Annotated in this window: 8 protein-coding genes; 3 read left to right on the forward strand and 5 right to left on the reverse strand. The window is 67.2% G+C overall.

The genetic code is table 11. The annotated features are described in order from the left end of the window. Positions 1–9: 9 nt before the first annotated feature. Together DCN14_RS08720 and DCN14_RS08725 are read left to right on the forward strand one after the other, a co-directional pair. Positions 10–1,329 carry an MFS transporter gene (locus DCN14_RS08720; protein ID WP_096499764.1) on the forward strand — a complete coding sequence of 440 codons (1,320 nt, stop codon included), beginning with the start codon at positions 10–12 and terminating at the stop codon, positions 1,327–1,329. A gap of 248 nt (positions 1,330–1,577) precedes the next feature. Further along, positions 1,578–2,120: an isochorismatase family protein gene (locus tag DCN14_RS08725; protein ID WP_096499766.1), complete on the forward strand. Its 543-nt coding sequence runs from the start codon at positions 1,578–1,580 to the stop codon at positions 2,118–2,120. Between the two features lie 75 nt (positions 2,121–2,195). Here DCN14_RS08725 and DCN14_RS08730 read toward each other — a convergent pair whose 3' ends face one another. The 5 genes from DCN14_RS08730 to DCN14_RS08750 form a co-directional block, all read right to left on the reverse strand. Beyond that, entirely contained in the window at positions 2,196–3,299 is a 1,104-nt protein-coding gene (locus DCN14_RS08730) for a porin (protein ID WP_096499768.1), read from the reverse strand. Positions 3,300–3,362: 63 nt separating this feature from the next. Beyond that, positions 3,363–3,782 carry a DoxX family protein gene (locus tag DCN14_RS08735; RefSeq protein WP_096499770.1) on the reverse strand — a complete coding sequence of 140 codons (420 nt, stop codon included), beginning with the start codon at positions 3,780–3,782 and terminating at the stop codon, positions 3,363–3,365. Between the two features lie 177 nt (positions 3,783–3,959). Next, on the reverse strand, positions 3,960–5,237 hold the full coding sequence (locus tag DCN14_RS08740; protein WP_096499772.1) for a cytochrome c: 1,278 nt from the start codon (positions 5,235–5,237) through the stop codon (positions 3,960–3,962). Between the two features lie 2 nt (positions 5,238–5,239). Further along, on the reverse strand, positions 5,240–6,859 hold the full coding sequence (locus DCN14_RS08745; protein ID WP_096499774.1) for a GMC family oxidoreductase: 1,620 nt from the start codon (positions 6,857–6,859) through the stop codon (positions 5,240–5,242). Next, positions 6,859–7,365, reverse strand: coding sequence for a sugar dehydrogenase complex small subunit (locus tag DCN14_RS08750; protein WP_096499776.1), 507 nt, complete (start codon positions 7,363–7,365; stop codon positions 6,859–6,861). The genes DCN14_RS08745 and DCN14_RS08750 overlap by 1 nt, the downstream gene beginning before the upstream one ends. Positions 7,366–7,668: 303 nt before the next feature. Here DCN14_RS08750 and DCN14_RS08760 point away from each other — a divergent pair, with 303 nt between their 5' ends. Beyond that, entirely contained in the window at positions 7,669–13,713 is a 6,045-nt protein-coding gene (locus DCN14_RS08760; protein ID WP_096499778.1) for an MG2 domain-containing protein, read from the forward strand. Positions 13,714–13,718: the final 5 nt, after the last annotated feature.

Consider the following 13,718-nt stretch of genomic DNA (forward strand, 5'->3'; position numbering starts at 1 on the left):
GGGAACCCCATGGAAACGTCCGCTCTTTCGTTCGCCGGCTCGCCGGCCGATGCCCGCACCGCCGCGAAGAAACGCCGCCTGATCGCGGCCGCCGCCGTCGGCAACGCGCTCGAGTTCTACGACTTCACGGTCTACAGCTTCTTTGCGATCCTGATCGGCAAGCTGTTCTTTCCCGTGCATTCGTCGTTCGGGCAGTTGATGCTCGCGGTCGCGAGCTTCGGTGTCGGCTTCGTCACGCGTCCGCTCGGCGGTCTCGTGATCGGCATGTACGCCGATCGCGCCGGCCGCAAGAAAGCGATGATCCTGACGCTGCTGCTGATGGCGCTCGGCACCCTGACGATCGCGGTCGCGCCGACCTTCGCGCAGGTCGGCATCGCCGCACCGCTGCTGCTCGTGCTCGCGCGCCTGTTGCAGGGGTTCGCATCGGGCGGCGAAGTCGGCGCGTCGACGACGCTGCTGCTCGAACAGGCGCCGCAGCACCGCCGCGGCTTCTACGCGTCGTTCCAGTTCTCGAGCCAGGGGCTCGCCGCGCTCGCGGGCGCGCTGACCGGCGTCGCGCTGACGTCGACGCTCAACGCCGCGCAGCTCGAAAGCTGGGGCTGGCGCATCCCGTTCGTGATCGGCACGCTGTTCGTGCCGATCGGCTACTGGCTGCGCCGCACCGTCGAGGAAGTGCCGGCCGCCACGCCTGCCGCCGCGCATGAAGAACCGGTCGCGTCGCTGCCGCTCGCCGACGTGCTGCGCCATCACGGCAAGGCCGTGTTCGCGGGGCTCGGCGTGACGATCGGCGGCACGTCGATCCACTACATCATCGTGTTCTACATGGCGATCTACGGCGTGCAGGTGCTGCACCTGCCGACCTGGCTGTCGATGACGGCTGGCTGCATCGCCGGCGCGATCCTGATGCTCGTGACGCCGATCGGCGGCCACCTGTCGGACGTCTACGGGCGCAACCGGATCGTCTGGTGGACCCGCATCGCGCTGATGCTCGCGATCTATCCCGCGTTCATCGCGTTGAACCGCTGGCCGGGCGCCACCTCGCTGCTGTCGATCATCGCCGCGCTGTCGATCGTGCACGCGATCAACATCGGCGCGACGGGCGCCATGCTCGGCGAGCTGTTCCCGCGTGCGGTGCGGGCGACCGGCGGCGCGCTCGTCTACAGCGTGGGCGTCGCGATCTTCGGCGGCTTCGCGCAGTTCTTCGTCACGTGGCTGATCGCCGCGACCGGCAATCCGAATGCGCCCGCGTGGTATGCGATCGGGTGCGGCGTGTTCACGCTGCTTGCCATTCACTGCATGGACGAGAAGGCAGGGAAAGCGCTCGACTGACTGGTGGGCGGTGCGTTGTGCATGGTGCTTGACGCGTGCCATTGACGCGGCCCTCGCGCATCGTGCATGATCGTTTCATGCACAACGCCACGACCACGCTTTCGACGACCACGCGCACGACCGCCTCCGGCGGGCCCGTGCGGCGAGTGCGCGCAAAGTCGTAGCGTCACCGATTCCCGCAGGCCCCGCCGGTTCCGGACGGGGTCTCTTCGTTTCTCCGTCCGCACCGGTCATTCAGGAGAAACGCAATGTCCGAAGTCCGTTCGCCCAAACGTGCGCTGCTCGTCGTCGACATGCAGGTCGGGTTGTTTCACGGCCCCGATCGTCCGCATGACGGCGAACGCGTGCTGGCCAACATCAACCGGCTGATTCATCGCGCACATGAAGCGGGCGCGCCCGTGTACGCGGTGCGTCACACCGGCCCGGCCGGCTCGCCGATCGCGCCCGACGCGCCGCTCGCCGCGCTGCTGCCGGCGCTCGCGATCGATGCACAACGCGATACCGTGTTCGACAAGACGCGGCCCAGTTGCTTCGCCGGCACGCGACTCGCGGGGTGGCTGCACGCAGCCGGGATCGGCGAAATCGTGATTGCGGGGATGAAGACGCAGTACTGCATCGATACGACCTGCCGCGCGGCCGGCGATCTCGGCTTGCGTGCGGTGCTCGTTGCAGATGCGCATACCTGCATGGACACGCTGGAGTTGCCGGCCGAGCGGATCGTCGCGCATCACAATGCGACGCTTGGCGGGCCGTTTGCGACACTGACGACGACCGAGGCGTGCGGGTTCTGAGCCGGCTGTGCAACCTGTAAACGCAACAAGGCACGGACCCACCCTCACCCGTGCCTTGCCCGTGCTACACCCCGCTCAGAACGTATGCATCATCCCCACATACGCGCCCGTCTGCGACTCGCCGGTCATCGGGCTCGTGCCCGACGTCGCATCGCGCGGCGTCGCGAGCAGCGAGAAATTCGAATTCCCGCCATTACGCACATACGCCACCGTGCCATACAGGAACGTGCGCTTCGACAGGTTGTACGTAGTGCCGAGCACGTACATGATCGCGTGGCCCGACGGATCGTGCGACGCATCGCCGCCGCCGTCGCCCACCTTCACGTAGTACCCGCCCCCCGTCACGGCCCACTGCGGATTGGCCGCATAGGTCGCACCGAGCCAGTAGTGATCGGCACGATCGGCGACGCCCGCCGGGCTGTCCGGCGCCTGGTAGTGCGTATAGGCGCCCTGGATCTTGAACTTCGCGACCTTCACATTCGCGCCGACGAAATACTCGCGCGACGCGGTGAAGATGTTGCTGAACTTGCCGTTGTTGTCGCGCAGTTCGTCGTAGATGCCGCGCACGTCGAGCAGCGCCGAGTGATACGACAGCATGATCCCGTCCGAGCGGCCGAAGTCGTCGGCCGCGCCGTAGTTGAAACCGCGCGACTGATTGCCGAACGCGTATTGCGCCTGCACGTCGAAGCCGCCGATCACCGGGCTGTGATACTCGATGTTGTTGCTGCTCTGCTGCCAGTTCCGGCCGCGCACGAGCGATGCCGACGAAAACGCCTGCTGGACGAACGGATCGAATTCCCACACGCCGTCGCTGTCGATGAAGAGGTTGCGGCCGGCCTGCAACTGGCCCCACGTGTCACTCTTCAACCCGACATACGCGCGGCGCGACCACATGCGCCCGCCGCCCGTCTGGCCGTTCATCACCTGGAAGGCGGTTTCGAGGTTGAAGACGGTCGACATGCCGCCGCCGAGATCCTCGACACCCTTCAGGCCGAACATGCTGGTGCCCCAGTCGCCGCTTTCGGCGCTCCAGCGTGTCGCGCTACCGCCGTTCGGCTGAGCGATGTGGTTCAGGTATTCGACGCCGCCGTCGATCCGGCCGTACAGCGTCACGCTCGTCTGTGCGAATGCGGCTGCGGGGGCAGCCGCAATCAGCCATGCGAAATGTTTGAGTCGCAAAATGATGCCCCCTCGGAGTCTCGACCTTCCGGCGCGCACCCCATGCGCACGCCGGCAGCCCGTTCACCCGCGATCGATCGAAAAACGTCCGGGGCCGGCCGCGCAAAGCGCGAGCAAGCCGCCCGAGATCGCGATGTTCTTGTAGAAATGAATCATGTTGTTGATCTGCTCGCCGCCCGTCATCGTCCAGTAGCGGTGGCCGATGAGCGCGGTGCCGATCGTGTACAGCGCAAGCAGCAGCGCGAGCGGCCGCGTCTGGAAGCCGACGAGGAGCGCGATGCCGACGAACAGCTCCATCACGACGGCGATCGCCGCCGAAATGATCGGCGCCGGCGCGCCCTCGGTTCCCATGAACGCGATCGTGCCGGAGAAGTCGACGATCTTCTTCCAGCCGAACATCACGAACAGGATCACGAGCAGGATTCGGGACAGCAGCAGCAGCACATCGCGCTGGGACGCGAGAAACGGTTGATTCGGTGTCATGGTGTGATCAACGAAAACGATGCGCGAAGCGCGCGCACCGGATTGCCAACGAACCAGGACGGGCAGCCGCCTGCGCCGCCCGCCCTCCTCTGCAACAACCGGCATCGGGGCCCGCCCGATGTGCTGTGCTCCTCCTCTTGTCAGTGTTGCCCTGCTTCGTGCCGCGTGCTGCCGGCGTCAACGTGCCTTCGCGACGTCCTGCTCGGTCACCTTCGCGGCCGGATTGCCGAACTGCGCGGTCAGGTAGTTCGTCAGCGCGGCGATCTGTGCATCCGACAACTCGTTGCGGAATGCAGGCATCGCGACATCCTCGCTGCCGGCCTTGCGCTGCACGCCGTTCAGGATCACCTGAACCAGGTTGGCCGGGTTCGACGCACCCACCGTCGAGTTGTGGAACAGCGACGGATAGTAACCGTCCGGCGTGCCCTTGCCCTGCATCTGGTGACACGTCGCACAGTTGCCGAGATACAGCCGCGCCGGATCGATGCCCGACGACGCGAGCGCCACGCCGCGCAGCTTCAGCCCGTCCTCGGCCGGCTTGCCCCACGACGAACGCGACTGCTTCGCGCTGCCGTCGGCCACGGCCGGCACCGTGCGGATGTACGTCGCGATCGCGCCGATGTCGGCGTCGGTCATCTTCGAGAAGCTGTGCTCGACCGCCTCGGCCATCGGGCCGGCCGCCTGCGCGACACCCGGCACGCTGCCGGTACGCAGGTACTGGACGAGCTGCTGCTGCGTCCAGCCGCCGATCCCCGCGTTCGGGTCCGACGTGATGTTGTAGCCGTCCCAGCCCGCGAGCACCGAACCCGACAGGAAGCTGCCGCCCGTCTCGTCGAGCGACTTCTCCTGCATCGCGACGCCGCGCGGCGTGTGGCACGTGCTGCAGTGCGCGAGGCCCTGCACCAGGTACGCACCGCGGTTCCACTCGGCGCTTTGCGCCGGCTTCGGCTCGTATACGCCGTCCTTCAGGAACAGCCAGTTCCAGATCTTCAGCGGCCAGCGCATGCTCAGCAGCGCGGGGATCTCGTTCTTCGGCGGCGTCTGCTTGACCGGCTCGACGCCGTGCATGAAGTACGCGTACAACGCCTGCACATCGTCGTCGTTGACCTTCGCGTACGACACGTACGGCATTGCCGGATACAGGTTGTCGCCGTTCTTCGCGACGCCGTGGCGCACCGCTCGCTCGAAGTCCTCGAACGTCCAGTTGCCGATGCCGGTGTCCGGGTCCGGCGTGATGTTGCTCGAATAGATCTTGCCGAGCATCGGCACCGGCATCCCGAGACCGCCCGCGAACGGCTTGCCGCCCTTCGCGGTGTGGCAGGCCATGCAGTCGCCCGCGATCGCCAGGTATTCGCCGCGCTTGATCTGCGCGGGATCGGCCGAGTCGGCCGCGCGCACGAGACCGGGCAGCGCGAGGCACCCGGCGAGGAGGAAGGTGAGAGTAGATTTCCGCACGGTCAGACTTCCTTCTTCAGCGTGTCCGACATCCGCAGCGCAAGCGCCGCGATCGTCAGCGTCACGTTCACCGTACCGACGGTCGGCATCGTCGAGCTGCTCGAGATGAACAGGTTCGGATGGTCGAACGTGCGGCAGTCCTTGTCGACGACCGAGTCGCGCGCGTCCGCGCCCATGATCGTCGCACCCGTGATGTGGTTGTTCGGCGCGAACTCGTCGTTGAACACGACTTCCGTGCCGCCCAGCACCTTCGCGGCCGTCGCATAGACTTCACGCGTATGCGCGGCGCCGCGTCTCACGTAGTCGTCGATCGCGTACGTGATTTCCGGGCGCGGAATGCCGATCGCGTCGGTGGCCGTCTTACTCGGCACGATGCGGTTCTCGGGCTGCGGCAGGATTTCGTGGAAGCAGTCGAACTGCACGTAGCGCGCGGAGCGGTCGCGGATCTGCGCGTCGAGCTCGTCGGGCTTCATCAGCTTGCCCGCCTTGAAGATCTTCTGCGTCTCCTGGTTGATGCGCGACATGTTCGACAGGTGGATCTTCTTCGCGGCTTCCGTCGCCCGGAACGGGCCGTCGCGGAAACCGATCAGCGACGTCATTTCCTGCGGGCCGCGGCCCGGCCACAGCTTGTCGTTCGCGTAGAACGACACGCCCGTGCCCGGGTGGTCCATCAGGTTGCGCCCGACCATGTCGGAGCTGTTCGCGACGCCGTTCGGGAAATCGCGGTTCGCCGACATCAGCAGGATCTTCGGCGTCTCGATGCCGTTCGCGGCCACGACGAAATACTTGCCTTCGACGCGATGGTCGGCGCCCGTCTTGTCCTTGTAGATCGCGGCGACGATGCGCTTGTCCGGGCCCGTCTCGAGCTTGTAGACGACCGCGCTGTCGATCAGCTTCGCGCCGGCCTGCTCGGCCTTCTCGACGTGCACGATGCCGTTGTACATTGCGCCGATCGGGCAGATCGGCATGCAATTGTTGTTCCCGCAACAAGTCGGCCGGCCGTCGTACGGACGGCTGTTGCGCGCGACCGGCTCGGTCACCACGTGGAACTTCGGATCGTAGCCGTTCAGCGCGCTCTTGATCGTCTGCTCGTTGAACGACAACGGCAGCGGCGGCATCGGGTACGGCTCCTTGCGCGGCGAGTACAGGTCTTCCTCGGGCCCGGGGCCCCACACGCCGAGTTCTTCCTCGGCGCGCTGATAGTAATGCTCGAGATCGTCGTACTGGATCGGCCAGTCGCGCGCGACGCCGTACACTGTCTTCATCTTGAAGTCGTTCGGGATGAAGCGCCACGCCGACGCGGCCCAGTGCCACGTCGTGCCGCCCACCGCGCGGATGTACTGCGAGTTGAACTTGTGCTCGCCCTTCAGGATCAGGTAGTCGTTCGGCGGGCCGTATTCCGGATGCGGTGCCCACGGGCTCGACGGGTACGGGGCCATGAAATCCGTCTTGTCGGGCTGGTTCCGGAAGCGCTCGACGATATCGCCGCGCGGCATGCGCGGGCCCGCTTCGAGCAGGATCACCGACTTGCCCGCCATCGCGAGCTGGTGCGCGACGATCGCGCCTGCGACACCGGACCCGACGACGACGACGTCGGCTTTTTGCGTATCGGTATCGGCCATCAGGCTTGCCTCTCGATCGGTTTTTCGGCCCAGAAGCCGGGTTTGTTGGGGCAATACGAAGGGATCACGAGCGTATCGGACACGACGCTGAACATTAATGCTTCTTCGTACGTAATCACGACGTTGTCGATGATGCCGAGATACCACGCTTCGAGGATCGTCAGCGCGGAGGCTTCCTGATCGGGGCTCAGCGAACCGGACGCGAGTGCGCCGGCGAGTTGCGACAGGCCGTCGGTCGTCTTGAACGAGCCCTTCTGCAACGCCTGCAGGAAGCGTTCGCCGAGCACGCGGCTCAGCCCTTTCTTGCCTGTCAGCGCTTCGGAGAGCGCCATGAACGTATCGAGCGGCGCGGTGCCGGGATTGTCGGCCAGGGCCCGCAACGCCAGTGAGCCGGTGAGGCCCGCCGCCGTCAGCGCCAGTGCGCCCTGCAGCCATTGACGCCGCGTGATGCCGCTTGCGGCTGCGTCGTCATCGCGACGCGAGTGGGGAGTGTTGTCGTTGTGCATGTTTCCTTCTCTCGAACACCGGATTCGGGAAAACCACGCTTGATAATTCTCAAACATTGGCGCGGCCCTGAAATGTACGCGCACAAATCGGATCGGACAATGGTTTTATAGTCCATTAAATGTTCCGCATTCCGAGACAATCGACATTTCGCTGCATCTTTGTGTCGTCGACGCGACAATTCTGCATCGTGATGCCGTGTGTCGCAAGCCGACGACACGCAGCATTCCGTCATCCGCTCACATGCGCGTCGGTTAGAATCGCCTGCAATCAAACAGAAAGCTTCCCTCCGAGGGCATCGAGCGATGAAGCAGCACGACAAACACAACAACACGAATCAATCCAACGCCAATCACACCACACGGCTGTTCTTGCGCATCGGCGCGGTTGCGGCGCTCGGCGCCGCGGCCGCACTGTCGCTGCATGCGCTCGCCGCACGCACTGTGAGCGTCTCGCCGCAAGGCACCGTCACTGAGGTCCGGCAAAGCGTCGTCAAGTTCGACGAAGCGATGGTCGCGTTCGGTTCGGCGTCCGCGCCGAGTCCCGCGCGCATGACCTGCAACGATGCCGCTGCCGCGCGCGGCCAGGGTCACTGGCTCGACGACAAGACCTGGGTCTACGATTTCGAGAACGACCTGCCACCGGGCGTACGCTGCTCGGTCGCGCTCAACGACACGCTGCGCTCGGTCGCCGGCAATGCGGTGAGCGGCCCGCGCCGCTTCACGTTTCAAACGGGCGGCCCGTTCCCGGTGACGGTGCGCCCCGGCTCGCGCGAGATCGAGGAACGCCAGGTCTTCGTGCTGAAGCTGAACGGCCCGGCCGAGCCGCGCTCGGCGCTCGCGAACATCTGGTGCGAAGCGGCCGGCATCGGCAACCGCATCCCCGTCACGGCCGCCGACGACGACACGCGCAACGCGCTGCTCGACCACTTCGGGCTCAAGAAGGACGCCGCGCGCGTGCTCACGCTGTCGTGCGCGCAGGCGCTGCCGGCCAGCGCGAAGATGCAGCTCGTCTACGGCAAGGGCGTGGCAAGCCCGAGCGGCATCGCGAACGAAACCGAGCGGCGTTTCGACTTCACCGTGCGCGCGCCGTTCGCCGCGAGCTTCTCGTGCGAGCGCGAGAACGCGAAGGCGCCCTGCACGCCGCTGCGTCCGCTGACACTGTCGTTCAACGCGCCGATCTCGCGCAAGAACGCCGACGCGATCAAGCTGCGCGGCCCCGACGGTTCGTTATCGCCGACCTTCGCCGCGGACGACCACAGCGACGAAGTGACGACCGTCACGTTCAACCCGCCGCTGCCCGCGCAGGCGAGCCTGACGATCGAGCTGCCGTCCGGGCTGCGCGACGTGACCGACCGCTCGCTCGCGAACGCCGACCTGTTCCCGCTCGCGACGCGCACCGCACCGATGCCGCCGCTCGCGAAATTCTCGTCGGGCACCTTCGGCATCGTCGAGCGCTTTGCCGAACCCGATACGCCTGCGCTCGTGCCGGTCACGCTGCGCAACGTCGAAGCCGATCTCCATATCGCCGGCCTCAACGCGGGCGGCGCGCAATTCGCGAACCTGAAGGTCGAGAACGACACCGCGATTCGTCAATGGATGCGAACCGTCGACCGCTTCGACAACTGGTCGATGACGGCCGGCACGATCGACGAGCGCGTGCCGGGCTTGCTGCAACGCAAGGGCCAGCATCCCGTCTACGTGCCGCTCGAAGCCGGCGAAAAGATGCCTGCGCCGCAGAACCGCCGCATCGACGTGCGCTCGCTGTCGCTGCTCGACGGCGAACCGGGCGCGCAGGCGCTGACGCTGCCGAAGGCCGATCCGAAGACGCTGCGCCCGTTCGAGATCGTCGGCGTGCCGATCGACAAGCCCGGCTTCTACGTGCTGGAACTCGCGTCGCCCGCGCTCGGCCGCTCGTTGCTCGCGAAACCGTCGAGCATGTACGTGCGCACCACGGTGCTCGTCACGAACCTCGGCGTGCATCTGAAACAGGGCCGCGAGAACAACCTCGTGTGGGTCACGACGCTCGACAAGGGCAAGCCCGTGCCGAACGCGCACATTCGCGTATCGGATTGCAACGGCGACGAGATCGCGGCCGGCACGACCGACGCGCAGGGCCTGCTGAAGATCGACGGCCCGTTCGAGCCGAAGCACGAATGCCGTTCGTCGGAACAGCGCTTCGACGATTACTTCGTGTCCGCACGCGTCGACGATCCGAAGACCGGCCCCGACATGGCGTTCGTCAGCTCGAACTGGAATCGCGGGATCGAATCGTGGCGCTTCAACGTGCCGACCGACAACGACAGCGCACCGACGGTGCGCGCGCATACCGTGTTCGACCGCACGCTGCTGCGCGCCGGCGAAACCGTGTCGATGAAGCATTTCCTGCGTACCGAGACACTGCAGAGCCTCGCGTTCCCGTCGCAATACCCGACGCGCGTGACGATCCGCCATCTCGGCTCGGACCAGACGTACAAGCTGCCGCTCACGTGGACGGCCGACCATAGCGCCGACACGCAGTTCACGCTGCCGCCGGCCGCGAAGCTCGGCGAATACAGCGTGTCGCTCGAAGGCGGCCCGGACGATGCGCCGACCACCAGCTACTACAGCGGCAGCTTCCGCGTGGAGGCATTCCGCCTGCCGGTGCTGAAAGGGTCGATCAGCGCGCGCGACGCGCAGAAGAGCCCGCTCGTCGCCGTGAAGGAAGCGCCGCTCGCCGTGCAGATCGACTACGTGTCGGGCGGCGGCGCATCGAACCTGCCCGTGCAGGTGTCGGCGCTGATGAAGTGGGCATCGCCGCCGTTCGCGGATCGCTTCGAGGACTTCAGTTTCTCGCCGTATCGCCCCGACACGAGCGACGGCAACGCCGACGACGATTCGCAGGACGGCGACAACGCGTCGTCGTCGAACAGCGATCCCGATGCGACGAAGCTGATCGCGGACAAGCTGCCGCTGACGCTCGATCGCAATGGCGCGGGCTCCGTCATGCTCAAGGGGCTGCCCGACGTCGACGCGCCGAAGCGCATCGCGCTCGAAGCGACGTTCGCGGATCCGAACGGCGAAGTGCAGACGATCCGCGGCGACACGATCCTGTGGCCGGCCGCGGTGGCGGTCGGCATCAAGGCCGGCCATTGGGTGTCGGTCGGCCAGCGCGTGCCCGTGCAGGCGCTCGCGGTCGATCTGCAGGGCAAGCCGCGTGCGTCGGTGTCGATCGAGATCAAGGGCGTCGCGCACGTCACGACGTCGTCGCGCAAGCGGATGGTCGGCGGCTTCTACGCATACGACAACAAGAGCGACACGCGCGACCTCGGCGTGCTGTGCTCGGGCAAGACCGACGACAAGGGCCGCATGGCCTGCGACGCCACGCTCGAGCAGGCCGGCAACGTGCAACTGATCGCGGTCGCGAAGGACGGCGACGGCCGCGCGTCGAACGCGTCGACGTCGGTGTGGGTCACGCGCGAGGACGAACTCTGGTTCGGCGGCGACAACACCGACCGGATCGACGTGATTCCGGAGAAGACTTCGTACGAGCCGGGCGAAACCGCGCGCTTCCAGGTCCGCATGCCATTCCGCTACGCCACCGCCCTCGTCGCGGTCGAGCGCGGCGGCGTGATGGAAACGCACGTCGTGCAGCTGAACGGCAAGAACCCGACCGTCGACCTGAAGGTCGGCGAATCGTGGGGGCCGAACGTGTACGTATCGGTGCTCGCATTGCGCGGCCGGATTCGCGAAGTGCCGTGGTACTCGTTCTTCACGTGGGGCTGGAAGGCGCCGGTCGAATGGGCGCGCGCCTTCTGGCGCGAAGGCCGTCACTATGAAGCGCCGACCGCGTTCGTCGACCTGTCGAAGCCCGCGTTCCGCTATGGCCTCGGCGAGATCAAGGTCGGCACGGGCGTGCATCGTCTCGGCGTGACCGTGACGACCGACGCCACGCGCTACACGGTGCGCAGCAAGGCGCAGGCGCATGTGAAGGTGACGCTGCCGAACGGCCAGCCCGCACCGGCCGGTACGCAGATCGCGGTCGCGGCCGTCGACGAGGCGCTGCTCGAACTGATGCCGAACAACAGCTGGGACCTGCTCGACGCGATGTTGCAGCGTCGCGCATACGGCGTTGAAACGGCCACCGCGCAGATGGAAATCGTCGGCCGCCGCCACTTCGGCCGCAAGGCCGTGCCGGCCGGCGGCGGGGGCGGCAGCGCGCCGACGCGCGAGCTGTTCGACACGCTGCTGCTGTGGAACCCGCGCGTGACGCTCGACGCGAACGGCAGCGCGACCGTCGACGTGCCGCTGAACGATGCGCTGACGCGTTTCCGGATCGTCGCGATCGCGGCGGTCGGCGCCGATCGCTTCGGCACCGGCAGCACGTCGATCCGCAGCACGCAGGATCTGCAGCTGATCTCCGGCCTGCCGCCGCTCGTGCGCGAAGGCGATGCGTTCCGCGCGCAGGTCACGCTGCGCAACACGACCGACCGCGCGATGCAGGTCGTCGTGACGCCGCGCGTGACGGGCCTCGACGTCGCGCCGCAAACCGTATCGCTCGCGGCCAACGCGGCGACCGAGGTGGCGTGGACGATCACCGTGCCCGAGCAGGCGCTCGACGCGGCCGGCGCGCTGAACTGGCGCATCGAGGCGGCCGAGCAAGGCGGCAAGCGCGCGTCCGATGCGCTGGCCGTCGCGCAGAAGGTCGTGCCCGCGCTGCCGGTGACCGTGCAGCAGGCCACGCTCGCGCAGGTCGACGGCACGCTGACGGTGCCCGTGTCGGCGCCGGCCGGCGCGGCCGACAACGCACAGGGCACGCCGCGCGGCGGTATCGCTGTGTCACTGCAGTCGAAGCTCGCGGACGGCCTGCCCGGCGTGCAGCGCTGGTTCGAACGCTACCCGTACCGCTGCCTGGAACAGCAGGCGTCGCGCGCGATCGGCCTGCACGACCCCGCGCAATGGCAGGCGCTGGTGGCGCGCATGCCCGTCTACCTCGACAGCGACGGGCTCGCGAGCTACTTCCCGCCGTCGTCCGACGATTCGCACTCGGGCAGCCCGACGCTGTCGTCGTACCTGCTCGTCGTAGCCGACGAAGCCGGCCGCCTCGACCCGCGCTTCGCGCTGCCGGAAGACATGCGCACGCAGCTGGAAGCCGGGCTCGCGCGCTTCGTCGACGGCCGCATCGAACGCAACACATGGGCGCCGCGCCAGGATCGCGACCTGCGCAAGCTCGCCGCGGTCGAGGCGCTGTCGCGTTACGGCGCCGCCCAGGGTCGCATGCTCGGCTCGATCGAGATCGCGCCGAACCAGTGGCCGACGTCGGCGCTGATCGACTATCACGCGATCCTCACGCGCGTGAAGGACATCCCGCAACGCGACGAGAAACGCGCGCAGGTCGAACAGATCCTGCGGGCGCGCCTCACGTACCAGGGCACGCAGCTCGTGTTCTCGACCGCGCGCGACGACGACCTGTGGTGGCTGATGACGAGCAACGAGACCAACGCCGCACGTCTCGCGCTCGAATTCGCGGGCGACCCGGCGTGGAAGGACGAGATGCCGCGCGTGACGGCCGGCCTGCTCGCGCTGCAACGCCAGGGCGCATGGCAGACGACGACGTCGAACGCACTCGGCCTGCTCGCGGTCGAGCGCTTCTCGCGCACCTACGAAAGCACGCCCGTCACCGGCACGACGAAGGTCGCGCTCGGCGGCAACGAGCGCGCGATCTCGTGGTCGCAGGCGCCCGCCCCCGCCGATACCCCAGCGTCGGCTACCGCCGCGACGCGGGCCGCCACGGCACGCAGCGTGCTGATGTCGTGGCCGCGCGCGTCGCAGGCGCCGGCCACGCTGTCCGTCACGCAGGACGGCACGGGCCGCCCGTGGGCGACCGTCGAGAGCCTCGCGGCCGTGCCGCTGCGCTCGCCGTTCGCGGCCGGCTACCGGATCACGAAGACGATCACGCCGGTGTCGCCCGCCGTCAAGGGCGTGCTCACGCGCGGCGACGTCGTGCGCGTGCATCTCGACATCGATGCGCAAAGCGACATGACGTGGGTCGTCGTCAACGATCCGATTCCGTCCGGCGCGACGATCCTCGGCTCGGGCCTCGGCCGCGATTCGGAAGCCGCGACCCAGGGCGAGAAAACGCCGGACGGCGCGTGGCCGTCGTTCATCGAACGCGACTTCGACGGCTACCGCGCGTATTACGACTATTTGCCGAAGGGCAAATTCTCGGTCGAATACACGGTGCGGCTGAACAACGTCGGTACGTTCGGATTGCCGCCGACGCGTGTCGAAGCGCTGTATGCGCCGTCCGTGTACGGCCTGTGGCCGAACCCGCCGATGACCGTGAAGCCGGCCGACACGAACCAGTCGTGAGCAAG

The sequence above is a fragment of the Burkholderia sp. IDO3 genome, from assembly GCF_003366075.1.
GTDB classification, from domain to species: Bacteria; Pseudomonadota; Gammaproteobacteria; order Burkholderiales; family Burkholderiaceae; genus Burkholderia; species Burkholderia anthina.

Excerpts from the sequence above, each read along its gene's own strand:
- DCN14_RS08720 (WP_096499764.1), top strand. The coding sequence starts at position 10 with ATGGAAACGTCCGCTCTTTCGTTCGCCGGCTCGCCGGCCGATGCCCGC.
- DCN14_RS08725 (WP_096499766.1), top strand. The coding sequence starts at position 1,578 with ATGTCCGAAGTCCGTTCGCCCAAACGTGCGCTGCTCGTCGTCGACATG.
- DCN14_RS08735 (WP_096499770.1), bottom strand. The coding sequence starts at position 3,782 with ATGACACCGAATCAACCGTTTCTCGCGTCCCAGCGCGATGTGCTGCTG.
- DCN14_RS08745 (WP_096499774.1), bottom strand. The coding sequence starts at position 6,859 with ATGGCCGATACCGATACGCAAAAAGCCGACGTCGTCGTCGTCGGGTCC.
- DCN14_RS08750 (WP_096499776.1), bottom strand. The coding sequence starts at position 7,365 with ATGCACAACGACAACACTCCCCACTCGCGTCGCGATGACGACGCAGCC.
- DCN14_RS08760 (WP_096499778.1), top strand. The coding sequence starts at position 7,669 with ATGAAGCAGCACGACAAACACAACAACACGAATCAATCCAACGCCAAT.